Origin of the sequence: Pseudobutyrivibrio xylanivorans DSM 14809, from assembly GCF_900141825.1 — a bacterium.
Classification (GTDB): Bacteria; Bacillota; Clostridia; order Lachnospirales; family Lachnospiraceae; genus Pseudobutyrivibrio; species Pseudobutyrivibrio xylanivorans.
This window is the reverse complement of sequence record NZ_FQYQ01000007.1, coordinates 163,877-178,448: the sequence shown is the minus strand read 5'-3', so window position 1 is coordinate 178,448 and position 14,572 is coordinate 163,877. Positions and strand designations below refer to the sequence as shown.

Below are 14,572 nucleotides of genomic sequence, written 5' to 3'. Positions count from 1 at the left end.
ATTTTCACCCCTGCTTGATTATCACATATCAGCTAAAAGTCGAGAAGTCAATGCCGCGAAGCGCCGAAGGGGAGCATTGACTTTGAGACTGAGCTGATAAGCTGTATCAAGCAGTGTGAAAAAAAGAGAGGTTTAGCCATAGACTAAACCTCTGAGATAAACTCATCTTTAACGTCCAAATATTTCAACAACAAGATTAAGCTTACCCTTACGACTTAGCCCACCTTCTTCCACGATGTTGAATTTCCCAAAGCCACGGACAGATACTGAGTCCCCTGCAGAGAGAAGCTTGTCATTGTTTTCTACAATGTGACCGTTTACGGAAACCTTCTTTTCTGTGAAGTAAGGGATAGTGTCCTTGCGGCTAAGGTTGTAGACCTTGGCGATGACTGCATCGGCACGAGGAGAGGCAACCTGGATAGTGGCTTCCTTAAGGGCTGCACGCTTGTAGGATTCTGGAAGCTCAGAGATGGAGCATTTCACAGAATTACGTCCTACAGATACAAAATTTTCAAGAAGATAATCGGCGGTAGATTCATCGGCATAGATGTAAGCGTCCATGCCATCCACGAAGATATCGCCGAATTTTTTTCTATCAATTCCAAGACTCATAAGAGAGCCTAGGTAATCTCTGTGGGTATATTCCTTAGCGAATTTCTTTGCAAGGGGTTCTACCTTGATGCACTTGATAGGAAATTCAACGTCATAGCCAAAATCTGATTCACTTCCAAAGCGAACCATTTTTCTCTCGCAGTTTTCATAGCCTCCAAATAAATCATAGGAGATAGGAGCAAAGCCCTTATCACGTGCGGCCTGGTACATAACCTCCTGCTGACTAAGGCTAAGGAAATCACTAAAAGTGTATATATTGTTTTGATAAGCTCTGTTTGAGAGCTCGATTAATCTTTTATATAAAAGCTGCTCGTCGTCGTTCATAATAAATCCTTTCTATGAGTTCCCATTATACGTGAAATAATGTAAAATAGCACCTAGTTGATATTAGAAAGTAAGGTTAGTTTTATGAGCAAAATTAGAACAGACGGTATCATTTTTGATATGGATGGAACTATCTGGGACAACATCCCTGTTTTTGCCGGTAGTTGGACCAGAGCTGCTAAGGAAATGGGATATGATGTGGTCTTCACACCTAAGATGCTGATGGGATTGTTTGGTAAGACAATGACTGACATAGCTGATGCCAGCATTCCTGACTCTGACCCAGCAAAGAGATACAAGACACTAGAGCTTTGCGAGGAGTATGAGATGGCAGATTTGGCTGTCAGCGATATGGATACTACATATCCTGGGCTTGAGGATGTACTTGAGGACCTTAGCAAGCGTACAAAGCTTTATATTGTCAGCAACTGTCAGGCTGGATACATCGAGACATACTTGGAGCGCACCGGTCATGGAAAATATTTTACAGATTTCATTTGTTATGGTGACAATGGTCTCGGAAAAGCAGATAATATAAAAGGACTTGTGGCTAAGAATAATATTCAGCATCCAGTTTATTTAGGTGACATCCAGGGGGATAAGGATGCATGCGACAAGGCAGGAGTTGATTTCATCTGGGCAGCTTATGGTTATGGCGATTCTATCGACAGCTATGTGGCAAAGATAGATGACATAAGTGAGCTTAAGGAAATAATAGAGTAATAGAAATGGAGAAGGTGTTATGAGTTACAATGTAGACAAGATTTTTGAGGATGTAGTATACCTTAGCAAGGTTCACAATAAGGCCGGCTATGAATCAAACACAAATCGTTTTAAGGAAGAGAGATATGAAGAGCTTTCTGATTTGGTAAAGGCTGATGATGTGGCAACTGAGTCTCAGAAATTTTGTGAGGATGTTTTTATTGCGTTCAAGAAATTTGGTAAGGTTCGTTCAGCAGATTTAATGAATCTTAATTACTTTATGATTTATTACGTGTTCCCAACTATCCTTTGCGAGGAGCAGGAGGGAAAAGCCATCTGCGATACACTGAGAGATACTTGGAACGGTTACTTTAAGAGCAATATAAATTATACAGATTACAATACTTTATATGAGGGCTTCCAGACAAAGATTTTCGGAATCCCAATCGGAAAGAACTAATAATGAAAAAGATACTTATGATTGGTACAGGCGGTACCATTGCTTCAAAACAGACAGATGCAGGACTTACACCAGGACTTACAGCGGAGGATATTTTAGCTTATATCCCTGCAGTTAAAAATGTATGTCAGGTAGAGACTATTCAGGTAATGAATATAGACAGCTCTAACATGACACCTGTACTTTGGAAAGATATCGTAAATACGATAGAAGAAAATTATGCTAATTATGATGGATTTGTAGTGTGTCACGGAACAGATACACTTGCCTATACAGCAGCGGCTCTTAGCTACATGATTCAAAATTCAGCAAAGCCAATTGTTGTTACAGGCTCACAGAAGCCTATCAGCAAGGATGTTACTGATGCCAAGACAAATCTATTAGATTCATTTATTTATGCATCAGATGATGATTCACAGAATGTAAGCATTGTATTCGATGGCAAGGTCATCTGCGGAACAAGAGCAAAGAAGGAAAGAGCAAAAAGCTACAATGCATTTTCAAGCATTAATTTCCCATATCTTGCAGTTATTCAGGATGGAATTATTATCAGATATATTCCAGAGGTGCCAGTTCGTGGAATACCAAGCTTTTACTATGATATGTCTGATAAGGTTACATTGCTTAAGCTTTATCCTGGTATGAAGCCGGAGATTCTCAGCTATCTTTTCGAGAACTACGATATCATAGTAATCGAAAGCTTTGGCGTGGGAGGTATGCCAGAGACACTTATGGAGACTTTCTACGAAGAGATGAAGAAGTGGAAGGGTACAGATAAGCTTGCTGTTATGACTACACAGGTAGCCAACGAAGGCAGCAATATGACTATCTATGAGGTAGGTCGTCAGGTAAAGCAGGACTTCCACATGATTGAGTCCTATGATATGACACTGGAGGCTACCATGACAAAGCTCATGTGGCTGCGCAGCATGAATTATAGCAATAAGCGTCTCCGAGAAGCATTTTATACAGAAATCAACAGAGATATTCTTTTTAGAAAGAACTAGACTAGCAGGGCTTTTTGCTGAAAGGCAGAAGCCCTAAATTTATATAGGAGAAGAGTGGATGAAAACAATAGCTTTATACGATGATGATTCTTTTGCAACTGAATTTACGGCCCGGGTAGTTTCCTGTGAGGAAGCTGAGGGTAGTTATAAGATTGTTTTGGATCAGACATTATTTTTTCCTGAGCAGGGTGGTCAGACAAGTGATATAGGTATCCTGGGGCAGGTAAGTGTGACTGATGTTCAAATCGAAAACGAGGTTATCTACCATTTTTGTGATAAGCCTATTGAGGTTGGTCAAAAGGTTGTTGGAACAATAGATTGGGAACATCGTTTTGGAAATATGCAGCAGCATACTGGTGAGCATATATTTACCGGACTGGCTCACAAAATTTTCGGAGCTGATAATGTGGGATTCCATCTCAGCGACAATACCGTAACACTTGATTTGAATATTGAGCTTAGCGAGGAGCAGGTTCGTCTTATTGAAAGAACTGGCAATGAGATAATTGCCAAGGATGTGCCGGTGAAAACATATTATCCAGATGAGGCTACTCTTGCTGCTACGGATTATCGTAGCAAGAAGGAGATTGATGGAGATGTTCGTCTTGTGGAAATCGAAGGTGTAGATATCTGTGCCTGCTGCGCTCCACATGTGAAGACTACAGGTCAGGTAGGAATGCTCAAAGTAGTATCTTATGGAAAATACAAGGGCGGCACCAGAGTCTATATTCTCTGTGGACTTAGAGCACTTGATGACTACAATCGTCGCATGGAGATACTTGCAAAATCATATCAGCAGCTAAACTGTCCAGAGGAAGATATGCCAGGCAGAATCGCAGGAATCCTGGAGGATAACAAACAGCTGAAATATAAAATTTCACAGATAAAGGCTGACATTCTTATGAATCAGATAGTACGTTTTCCATCGGAGCTTTCGGATGTAACAATCTTCACTGAGGATTTGGATGCTAAAACAATGCGCGATGGCGTAAATGCATTAGTGGAGAGACATGAGGGCTTATGTGCGATTTTCTCCGGTGATGATGAGGAAGGCTACAACTTCGTAATCGGAAGTAAGACGAGAGATTGCAGTGCTATAGCTGTTGGACTTCGTGAACTACTTGGCGCCAAGGGCGGCGGTAGCAAAGAGATGGCCCAGGGGTCTATACAAGCTACAAGAAGCGCAATTGAACAAACATTGTAATAAAAGCGTAATAATTTTCTACAGAATTATGAAAAGATGTGTTATAATTTCATGTAGTTATGAAATATAACGAATTTTAGAAATATAAGGGATGAATTATGGAAGAAGTAAGAGAGAGAGTTTTGGATTTTAGAGATTGGTTGCTTGATAGATTTGATGATATCAGGGATTTTTTGGCTGACAATCCAAACGTAAAAAGATGGTTAGTTGAGGGTTGCATCGCAATAGCTGTTGGTATTTTAGCAGGTGTACTTACATTCAATATTCTTAATCACGAGAAGAAGACACTTGCTGTTAGCGAGGAAAACGCAGCTGCGCCAGCACAGGAGCAGGCTGGTGATGGCTCCGAGGATATTTCAGCAGGTTCGTCAATGGACGGAAAAACACAGGATTACGGTGATGTTGTAATTGAGGTTGTTGACCCAGGTGTTTATGTTGGGGATATTGCTAATTGGTCAGAGGAAGAGATTGCTGCAGCAGTATCTGAGCGTTCTCATTACTTAGATGAGACAACATACTGGCCAGCAGTTGAAAGTTATTGGCAGACAAGAGGTGTGTCTGGCAACGCACGTTTCTGCACATACTTATTTGATACAACAAGCAAGGTGTATTCAGCTTCAGATTTTGAGGGTGTTCCAAAGGATGTCATTCATATCGTAAAGAACGAGATGTATGCTCGTCATGGCTATTCTTTCAGAGATTCTAATCTTATGAATTATTTCATGGGACAGATTTGGTATAGCCCATCAATTATGCCTGCAGATTTCTCAGAGAAGACATTCACTGAGACTGAGGTTAAGAATCTGGATTTATTAAATTCTATAGATCAGTAAGAAGTTCAGTAAAAGGAGTTATTGTTTTAGATGGAAAAGTTTACTTACATTCCAAAGGGCGTATGTGCTCGTCAGATTGATTTTGAAGTAGAAGATGGAAAGCTTCACAATGTAAAATTCACAGGCGGCTGTGATGGAAATACAAAAGCTATCTCAAAGCTTCTTGAGGGAGCAGATGCTGCTCACACAGTTGAAGTATTAAAGGGAAACCTTTGTGGTATGAAAGGCACCAGCTGTGCAGATCAGCTTGCAAAGGGAATTGAAGAAGCATTATCAAAGTAAAAACGAAGAGGTCTCACCTGATATGGTGGGACCTCTTTTTTTATCCTTTTATATATAACCATTTTGATTTCTTTATTACATACGTAAGTAATACAAATATCCAGTAAGCTACAAGACCGATTCCAAACACACCGGCTGTCCAGATGAAGAGCTTTAAGGCGAATCCCCAGAAATCATTATAAAGAAGAGTTATCCAATCCTGAGTCTGCCAAATGCTGTAGGCAAAGCCGTTGTCATGTAAGAGATAAATCATGAAGGTAGCTTTTGCTATTGTATTAATGATGCGAAGCTCTGGAAGATTGATTCTTCTGAAGAGCTCGAAGATACATACACCCATGATGACTACCACAATGCTGTAGTTATCAAACTTAGGAATAGACTGAGTAAATTCAGTGACTTGAGCTGTAGTAGTACTCTGATTGTAATAGTATGACTGAATCTTTCCAATAACAGTATTGTGATATGAAATACCAATAAGCACATTAGTAAGAATGATAACTAGGAAGAAAACGTATCCACGAATCTTATCGAAAGGATTGTATTTCTTTATGTAACCGCCTAAGGCATAAAGGAAAATGCCGATTACAACAGTACGAAGGCCCTTTGCCAAATCATCTAAAAGCGAACCAGACCAGCTAAGTTGTGAGATAGCAAGGATTGTGAATAAGAATCCTAAATACTTCTTTCTATCAAGACTGGCAAGGAACTTATTTAAAAAGCAAAATGCTAAAAGCATGATAATGAAATAGTAGCCTACAAACCAGGACATTTTGTTGAAGTACTGAATCCTTATGTAGCTGAATAGATTTTCGTTTACATCGATTTGTGTGTACTTCCAAATAAATAGTGATGAGGTAAGTACAAGTGTGACAGCTGCAAATAAAAGCTGTGATAATAATTTCTTAGATATCTTTAACATGTCGATTTCTCTGTCTGCGAGAAAATATCCAGAAATCATAATAAAAAGCGCATTACCTACAAGGCCAAATGGCATAATCAGTGCCAGTGCCAGTAGCTGCTTATAAAACAGAGGATTGTTGAACCATCCATTCTGTAGCTTTTCTATTGAAGTGAGATTTACAAGCTGGACATTTACGCAATGAAGAATGATGTGATAGCTAATAATCATAAACATTGCAAATATGCGAAGCAGCTCTATATTTGAAGCTCTTGAGCTCTTGTTATACATATGATTCTCCTAACAGTGAAAACTTATTATTAGCAAATACATTATTATACATATTCCTAGTAAAAAGTCCAATTTGAAGCAATTTATTCTGCTGTTTTTACAACTGTCTTGTCAGTAGACTTTACATATGATATAGTGGGTGAAAATGACACCGGTTTGTAAAAGGAGAATAAGTTATGACACTGGTAGAAGAAATACAGAATTTAAAGAAGGAGAAGGATGCGGTAATCCTTGCTCACTATTATGTTAACGATGAAGTACAGGCTATTGCAGACTATATAGGCGATAGCTACTATCTGGCAAAGGTAGCTGTGGGACTAAAGGAAAAGACTATTGTTTTTGCAGGAGTAAAGTTCATGGGAGAATCTGCAAAGATTCTCAATCCAGAAAAGACTGTGCTTATGCCTGACGAAAAGGCTGATTGCCCGATGGCTCATATGGCGGAGATAGAGCGTATTGAGGAAGTAAGACGTGAGTATGATGACGTGGCTGTAGTTTGCTATATCAATTCTACCGCAGAGCTTAAGATGCATTCGGATGTGTGCGTAACATCTGCAAATGCTATGAAGATTGTAAAGTCACTTCCAAATAAGAATATCTTTTTCATTCCTGACGAGAATCTTGGAAGATATATAGCTACAAAAGTTCCAGAGAAGAATTTTATTTTCAACGACGGATATTGCCATGTTCACAAGAACGTAACTGCAGATATGGTAAAGCGTGCTAAGGAGGCTCATCCAGAAGCAGAGGTGCTTATCCATCCCGAGTGTACTCTTGATGTACTTGAGTATGCGGATTATATCGGAAGTACATCGGGAATCATTGATTATGCTACCAACTCTGATAAGAAGGAATTCATTATTTCTACAGAGCTTGGAGTTCTTTATCAGCTTAAGCAGAAGAATCCAGATAAGACTTTCTACGCAGCTGGATCAGTACAGATTTGTCCAAATATGAAGAAGGTTACTCTTGAGAAGGTGCGCGATTGCCTCCGTGACGGCACTGGGATAGTGGAAGTCAGTGAAGAGAAAAAGGAGATGGCATTGAAGCCTCTTCAGCGTATGTTGGAGCTTGCAAAATAATGGAAAAATACGATGTGATTATAGTAGGTAGCGGTGTGGCAGGTCTTTTCTGTGCACTTAGCTTACCTAGGGAAAAGAATATACTTGTAATCTCAAAAGATGCTCTGGACGGTTGCGACTCATTTTTGGCACAGGGTGGTATCTGTATGCTTAGAGATGAGGATGATTATGATGCATACTTTGAAGATACCATGCGTGCAGGTCATTATGAGAACAGAGTAGAGTCTGTAGAGATTATGATTAGAAGCTCTCAGGATATTATCAATGACCTGGAGGGCTATGGAGTAGAATTTGAAAAGAAGAATGGTGAATTTGTATTTACGAAGGAAGGTGCTCATTCTAATAATCGAATTTTGTTCCACGAAGATGTTACTGGAAGAGAAATTACCAGCAAGCTTTTAGCCAGAGCCCAGGAGAGAGAGAATATTACTCTCATGGCTCATACCACAATGGTTGACTGGGTATGCAAGGATAACGTGTGCTACGGAATCGTTGTGGCAGATATGGACGGAAAGACCACAGCCATTCAGGGTGATGTAACGGTTCTAGCCTGCGGTGGACTTGGAGGAGTATATCCACATTCCACAAATTACCGCCATATCTCAGGTGATGCGTTAGCACTTGCTATGTATCACAATGTAAGATTAGAAAACTGTGATTATGTCCAGATTCACCCAACTACTCTTTACTCAAACCAGAGTGGCAGAAGCTTTTTGATTTCAGAATCTGTAAGAGGTGAGGGAGCGGTTCTTAGAAACAAGGCAGGAGAGCGTTTTACAGATGAACTCCAGCCTAGAGATGTGGTGAGTAAGGCTATTTTTGCTCAGATGGAAAAGGATGGAACTGAGCATGTATGGCTGGATTTTTCGCCAATCCCACGTGAGGAGATTTTAAATCATTTCCCTAATATCTATGCACGCTGCAAGCAGGCAGGCTATGATCCGCTTGAAACATGGGTGCCTGTAGTTCCAGCCCAGCATTACTTCATGGGTGGAATTTATGTAGATAAGGACAGCAAGACTACCATGGAGCAGCTTTATGCAGTAGGTGAGACCAGCTGTAATGGTGTGCATGGAAGGAACCGTCTTGCCAGCAATTCTCTTTTAGAGAGCCTTGTATTTGCAAAGCGTGCAGCACATGATATCGCAAATACGAAGTGCTTTAAAACTACAGATGATTTTGATAATCTTGTAAATGTTGATGGTTATGAGGATCTGCCATCAATCATGGAAAACTACCATGCGATGGTAGTTGGCGAAATAAAGAAAGAAGAAACTCTTAGAGCCAAGAAGGAGGCTATATAAAATGAATGATATTACTATGACTTTAAATGCAGATGAGCTTATCAGAATGGCTCTCAGAGAAGATATTTCAAGCGAGGACGTAAGCACTAACTCAGTTATGCCAGAGGCTAAGCCAGGCGAGGTTGAGCTTATCTGTAAGCAGGATGGTATTATATGCGGTATGGATGTTTATGAGAGAGTATTTAAGATTCTTGATGCGAATACTGTTGTAGAAAAGTATGTTAAGGATGGCGACGAGGTAAAGAAGGGTCAGCTTATGGCAAAGGTAAAGGGTGACATCAGAGTCCTACTTTCTGGCGAGCGTGTAGCTCTTAACTACCTCCAGAGAATGAGTGGTATCGCTACTTATACAAATGAAGTTGCATCACTTTTGAAGGGAAGTAAAACCGTTCTTCTTGATACAAGAAAGACAACTCCAAACATGAGAATCTTTGAGAAGTATGCAGTAAAGTGCGGTGGTGGACAGAATCACCGTTACAATCTTTCTGATGGAATCCTTCTTAAGGATAATCACATTGGCGCAGCTGGTTCCATTACAAAGGCTATCGAGATGGCGAAGGCTTATGCTCCATTTGTTCGTAAGATTGAAATCGAGACAGAGACACTTGAGCAGGTAAAGGAAGCGGTGGAAGCAGGCGCAGACATTATCATGCTTGATAATATGGACGTTGCAACAATGAAAGAAGCTGTTAAAATAATAGATGGCCGAGCAAAGACAGAATGCTCTGGAAATGTTACAAGGGAGAATATCGCAAACATTATCGACAGCGGAGTTGATTATGTTTCAAGTGGTGCACTTACTCACTCAGCACCAATCCTTGATATTTCAATGAAGAATCTTCATGCTATCTAATTAGGAGAATAGAATGGACGGACAGGCTAGAAGACAAAAAATAATAGAGATTATCCAACAATCTGATAAGCCTGTATCAGGCACAGCCTTGGCGCAGCAGCTTGATGTTAGTCGTCAGGTAGTTGTCACAGATATCGCCCTTATCAGAGCGAATGGTATAGAGGTTACATCTACAAACCGTGGATACGTAATTACGAATACCAATAAATGTAAAAGAATAATAAAGAGTCGTCACACAGATGACCAGATTTTAGAAGAGCTTTTTGCTATTGTAGACAATGGTGGTGTAGCAGAGAACATCATTATCAACCACCGTTATTATAACCGCCTGGAGGCACCTCTTAATGTAAGTTCCCGCCGAGAGGCAAAGGAATTTATGGAAGCCATCGAATCTGGTAAATCAAAGTCACTAAGCTCAGCCACCAGTGGATACCACTATCACATCATCAGCGCCGCCGATGAGGAGACGTTGGACGTAATCGAGCAGGAGCTGAAGGAGAAGGGATTTTGGTTACCACTCGACAGTTGGATACTAGAGTAACAGGCGAGGAAAGGATATAGAATGTCTGCAATTTCAAATGACTGGCTGGAGCCACTGACTCCAGAATTTAAGAAACCATATTACAAGAGCTTATATGAAAGCGTAAAGCGAGAATATCACGAAGGTCCGGTGTTTCCACCAGCTGATGATATTTTCAACGCCTTCGATTTCACACCACTTTCAGAGGTAAAGGTGGTAATCATAGGGCAGGATCCATATCATGAGCCAGGACAGGCCCATGGATTATGCTTTTCAGTAAAGCCTGGAGTAAAGACTCCGCCATCACTGGTGAATATTTACAAGGAGCTTCAGGACGACCAGGGATGCTACATTCCAAATAATGGTTATCTTGAAAAATGGGCCCGCCAGGGAGTATTGATGCTTAACAATGTGCTCACAGTAAGAGCTCATCAGGCTAATTCCCACAAGGACTTGGGATGGGAGCAGTTTACAGATGCAGTAATTGATATCCTGAATAAGCAGGACAGACCAATAGTATTCCTACTTTGGGGGTCTCCAGCAGCAAAGAAATGTGCAAAGTTGAATAATCCTAATCATTTGATTTTAAAAGCTCCACATCCATCGCCACTATCAGCTTACAGAGGCTTCTTTGGATGTAAGCATTTCAGTCAGACAAACGAATTCTTAAAGTCAAAGGGGCTTGCTCCAATTGACTGGCAGATAGAGAACATATAAATAACGTTTAAACTAAGCCTACTGGCCACACAAATGCTGTGACTAGTAGGCTTTTTTCACAAATACTTCATTGTTTTAACATTGTGTCTACTAAGCAAAAACATTATAGTTATATTAGAGTATTTTACGCTAGGCGGATTGTGTAAAAAGTTAGATTTATAAATATCACTGGAGTTTGTTTTGAAAAGACTAATTGGATTTATAAAACACTTTTTTAGTCCGGACTTACCAACGGACCTTATATTGTTCAATATCATTACCATCATAGGTTTCATTGGTGGTATTATTGCCATCCCATTTAATGCTATCAATGGTACTACGCCTGCACTTACGGTGGTAATTCTAATAGCTTGCATTAACGATGGTATATGTATTTATATGGCAAACTATAGAAACAGACTAAAGAACGCTACTATAGCGGTCTGTTTTACAGTGGGTATTGGTTTGTTCCCAGTCATGTTCTTCCTAACTGGTGGTATCAACAGTGGTATGGTTTGCTGGCTATCCATGGGAATCGTATTTGTATTTATGCTACTAGATGGCATGGATTTTGTTTTCATGCTGCTTACTGATATAGCTATTATTATTGGTTGTTTTGTTATTTCATACTATCATCCAGATTATGTAATTAGTTTGGATTCAAGAAAAAGCGTTTATTATGATGTGGTGCAGTCTCTTTTGATAAGTGCGCTTGCTGTAGGTTCGATTATTAAGTTTCAGAAATCGATTTATAGAAATCTTTTTAAGCAGGCAGCCATTAATAATGATGATTTGCTGGAGAAAACACTCCAGGCAAAGAAGGCGGAGCGTCAGGCCCAGACAGCAACAGAGGCTAAGAGTAGCTTCCTCGCAAATATGTCTCACGAAATCCGTACACCTATTAATACCATCATGGGTATGGATGAGATGATTCTGCGAGAGACCTCAGAAAAGGTAGTAGAGGAATATGCTTTGGATATTAAGACGGCTTCACAGAATCTACTATCGCTGATTAATGATATTTTGGATATTACTAAGATTGAGTCAGGTAAAATGGGACTGGTAAATGGCGAGTACCAGTTCATGAGTCTTATGCATGATGTACTTAATAACGTCACCATAAGAGCAAAGGAAAAGGGATTAGACGTAAGGCTTGATATTGCCGGCAATATCCCTTGCGATATGTTTGGAGATGATGTTAGAATCCGCCAGATTCTGACTAATATAATAACAAACGCCGTTAAGTACACACAGGAAGGATATGTAGAAATATCTGCCAGATGTAAACGTAATTACGATAATACGGTTGATTTGACATTTGCTGTAAAGGATACAGGTATTGGTATCAAGCAAGAGGATATCAAGCGAATGTTTGAATCCTTTGAGCGTCTGGAGGAAAACCGCAACAGAAATATCGAGGGAGCAGGCCTTGGAATGGCAATTACCCAGAATCTTTTGAAGATGATGGGAAGTAACCTGGAAGTTCAAAGTGTTTACGGAAAGGGTTCTACATTTTCATTTACAATTAATCAGGAAATTGTTAACGATGAGGACATTGGAGATTTCAATCAAAAGCTAAAACAGCTGACAGCAAATTATGAGTACAGCACCAGCTTCGAAGCGCCAAAGGCAAAGTTTTTGGTTGTAGATGATAATACCATGAATCGTAAGGTTTTCGTTTCTCTCTTAAAGGAAGCGAAGGTTAACATTGATGAAGCGTCAAGCGGTGATGAGTGTCTGAACATGATTAAGAAAGAGCATTACGACATGATTTTCCTTGATCATATGATGCCGGGGCTTGATGGCCTTGAAACCTTCAAAATGATGGCCGCTCTTCCTGGTAATAAATGTCTTGGAACACCGGTTATTGCTCTTACTGCAAATGCTATTGCCGGAGCTAAGGAACGCTACATGACACTGGGATTCCACGGGTTCTTGTCAAAACCAATTGTTCCAGCTCAGTTGGAAAAAATGATTCGAGATTTCCTGCCAGAGGATTTGCTTGAGTATCATGAGACTAATGCAACTGATGAAGCAAGAAAGAATCGAGTTAAACAGGTTGAGCTTCCCGATGTGGAAGGTGTGGATTGGGATTATGCTCTTCTTCATTTCCCAGAAGCCAACATGGTTTTCCAGACTGCAATTGATTTTCATGATTCCATCAGCTATGAGCGAGATGAGATTATGAGATTTTATAGTGAGATTGATGGAGATGGTTTTCCGCTAGAGGATTATCGAATCAAGGTACATGCCGTAAAGAGTATGGCTAACACCATTGGAGCTACAGCTCTAGGAGGTTTGGCTAAGCTTTGCGAATATGCTGCCAGAGATGAGCAGATGGATAGAATCAGAATTCTTACTCCTGTTCTGATGGATGAGATGGATATTATGAAAGCCAGGCTTTCAGTTCTCACCTCAGATGTGGAAAAACCATTAATGGAGGATATGGACGACCTGTTTGCATTTCTTGAGATGCTGAAGATGGCTATCAGAAGTCACAATAGTGATCAGGCGGACAAGATTATGAAGCAACTTATGTCGTTCTCATATCCAAGAGATATACAGGAAAAGATAGAGCATCTTAATCTTCATGTCATGAACTTGGAGGAGGATGATGCTTTGATGGATATAGACGAACTACAACAGTAATCACTAAGGAGAATAGACATGCGAAAAATATTAATTGTAGGAGATTTTAGTAGCGACACCAGCGATGTTAACTCATTTCTTGAGCAGCATTTCCATACTCAGCTATGTACAGACAGCGGAAAGATAGTAAAGAGTATGCTTAAGATGTATGCGCCTGAGCTGGTTTTGATGGATATTGATGGTTTTGAGAATGTTCACGAGGAGGTTTTCGAAGCTATTAAGGAATATAATCCGGATCTCCCAGTTATCACATATGGACGTGAAAAGAAAAAGCAACTGTTCATATCATACTACTATTCTGGACAGTGTAAGCATATTGCACAGCCTACAAGAGAGACAATTATCCGTGAAATTTGCAAGGAGTTCAATATGAACGCCGATGTAATTATAAACGCGGTTGTAGACACAGAAAAAAAACACATCATTGTGGTGGATGATAATCCAGTTCTTCTTCGTAATATGCGAAATATGCTGCAGGATAAGTACAGAGTTACTCTTGCTACATCGGCAGCACAGTGTATGAAGGCAATGGGGCAGGATAGTCCTGATTTAATCATTCTTGACTACGAGATGCCAGTTGTTGATGGACGCCAAACGCTAGAAATGATTCGTGCAGAGGAAGATTACAAGAATGTGCCGGTGATCTTTCTTACCGGAATTGCCGACAAGGAGCATGTAGATGCGGTGCTTGATCTTAAGCCAGCAGGTTATTTTGTAAAACCACCAATGCAGACCAAAATTATTAATGCTATTGAAAATATATTTTTAAAACAAGGGGATTAAAGGGAGAATAAAAACTGAATAGTGGCTCAATGTGGTTGAATATTAGGTAGAGATAAATGTAATTTGGGGGGT

The 14,572-nt window shown here is 40.1% G+C and carries 15 protein-coding genes; 13 read left to right on the top strand and 2 right to left on the bottom strand.

Annotation, left to right across the window (positions count from 1 at the left end):
• Positions 1 to 168: 168 nt before the first annotated feature.
• Positions 169 to 936 (bottom strand): YlmH/Sll1252 family protein, encoded by a 768-nt coding sequence (locus BUA88_RS07540; protein WP_072915294.1) that lies wholly within the window; start codon positions 934 to 936, stop codon positions 169 to 171.
• Positions 937 to 1,020: 84 nt separating this feature from the next.
• Here BUA88_RS07540 and BUA88_RS07535 point away from each other — a divergent pair, with 84 nt between their 5' ends.
• The 6 genes from BUA88_RS07535 to BUA88_RS07510 all read left to right on the top strand — a co-directional run bounded on the left by BUA88_RS07535 (position 1,021) and on the right by BUA88_RS07510 (position 5,424).
• Complete coding sequence (locus tag BUA88_RS07535; protein ID WP_072915289.1) at positions 1,021 to 1,659, top strand: HAD family hydrolase; 639 nt, start codon at positions 1,021 to 1,023, stop codon at positions 1,657 to 1,659.
• A 19-nt stretch (positions 1,660 to 1,678) separates the two neighbouring features.
• Complete coding sequence (locus BUA88_RS07530; protein ID WP_072915284.1) at positions 1,679 to 2,098, top strand: hypothetical protein; 420 nt, start codon at positions 1,679 to 1,681, stop codon at positions 2,096 to 2,098.
• 2 nt (positions 2,099 to 2,100) lie between these two features.
• Entirely contained in the window at positions 2,101 to 3,105 is a 1,005-nt protein-coding gene (locus BUA88_RS07525) for an asparaginase (RefSeq protein WP_072915279.1), read from the top strand.
• 58 nt (positions 3,106 to 3,163) lie between these two features.
• Positions 3,164 to 4,309: an alanyl-tRNA editing protein gene (locus tag BUA88_RS07520; RefSeq protein ID WP_072915274.1), complete on the top strand. Its 1,146-nt coding sequence runs from the start codon at positions 3,164 to 3,166 to the stop codon at positions 4,307 to 4,309.
• A 98-nt stretch (positions 4,310 to 4,407) separates the two neighbouring features.
• A complete protein-coding gene (locus BUA88_RS07515; protein WP_072915271.1) occupies positions 4,408 to 5,142 on the top strand; it encodes a YARHG domain-containing protein in 735 nt (244 codons plus the stop codon).
• Between the two features lie 30 nt (positions 5,143 to 5,172).
• Positions 5,173 to 5,424 (top strand): TIGR03905 family TSCPD domain-containing protein, encoded by a 252-nt coding sequence (locus BUA88_RS07510; protein ID WP_072915266.1) that lies wholly within the window; start codon positions 5,173 to 5,175, stop codon positions 5,422 to 5,424.
• A 40-nt stretch (positions 5,425 to 5,464) separates the two neighbouring features.
• Here BUA88_RS07510 and BUA88_RS07505 read toward each other — a convergent pair whose 3' ends face one another.
• Entirely contained in the window at positions 5,465 to 6,613 is a 1,149-nt protein-coding gene (locus tag BUA88_RS07505) for an acyltransferase family protein (protein ID WP_072915263.1), read from the bottom strand.
• Positions 6,614 to 6,789: 176 nt separating this feature from the next.
• Here BUA88_RS07505 and nadA point away from each other — a divergent pair, with 176 nt between their 5' ends.
• The 7 genes from nadA (at position 6,790) to BUA88_RS07470 (ending at position 14,500) form a co-directional block, all read left to right on the top strand.
• Positions 6,790 to 7,695, top strand: coding sequence for a quinolinate synthase NadA (nadA, locus tag BUA88_RS07500; protein WP_072915260.1), 906 nt, complete (start codon positions 6,790 to 6,792; stop codon positions 7,693 to 7,695).
• Positions 7,695 to 8,999 (top strand): L-aspartate oxidase, encoded by a 1,305-nt coding sequence (locus BUA88_RS07495; RefSeq protein ID WP_072915256.1) that lies wholly within the window; start codon positions 7,695 to 7,697, stop codon positions 8,997 to 8,999. Before nadA ends, BUA88_RS07495 begins: the two co-directional genes overlap by 1 nt.
• A gap of 1 nt (position 9,000) precedes the next feature.
• On the top strand, positions 9,001 to 9,852 hold the full coding sequence (gene nadC / locus BUA88_RS07490; protein ID WP_072915253.1) for a carboxylating nicotinate-nucleotide diphosphorylase: 852 nt from the start codon (positions 9,001 to 9,003) through the stop codon (positions 9,850 to 9,852).
• A gap of 13 nt (positions 9,853 to 9,865) precedes the next feature.
• A complete protein-coding gene (locus BUA88_RS07485) occupies positions 9,866 to 10,393 on the top strand; it encodes a transcription repressor NadR (RefSeq protein WP_072915248.1) in 528 nt (175 codons plus the stop codon).
• A gap of 21 nt (positions 10,394 to 10,414) precedes the next feature.
• Positions 10,415 to 11,089 carry a uracil-DNA glycosylase gene (ung, locus tag BUA88_RS07480; RefSeq protein ID WP_072915244.1) on the top strand — a complete coding sequence of 225 codons (675 nt, stop codon included), beginning with the start codon at positions 10,415 to 10,417 and terminating at the stop codon, positions 11,087 to 11,089.
• A gap of 180 nt (positions 11,090 to 11,269) precedes the next feature.
• Positions 11,270 to 13,717, top strand: coding sequence for an ATP-binding protein (locus tag BUA88_RS07475; protein ID WP_072915241.1), 2,448 nt, complete (start codon positions 11,270 to 11,272; stop codon positions 13,715 to 13,717).
• Positions 13,718 to 13,735: 18 nt separating this feature from the next.
• The gene (locus tag BUA88_RS07470; protein ID WP_072915236.1) at positions 13,736 to 14,500 is read left to right on the top strand and encodes a response regulator; all 765 of its coding nucleotides are present in this window, start codon (positions 13,736 to 13,738) and stop codon (positions 14,498 to 14,500) included.
• Positions 14,501 to 14,572 lie beyond the last annotated feature (72 nt).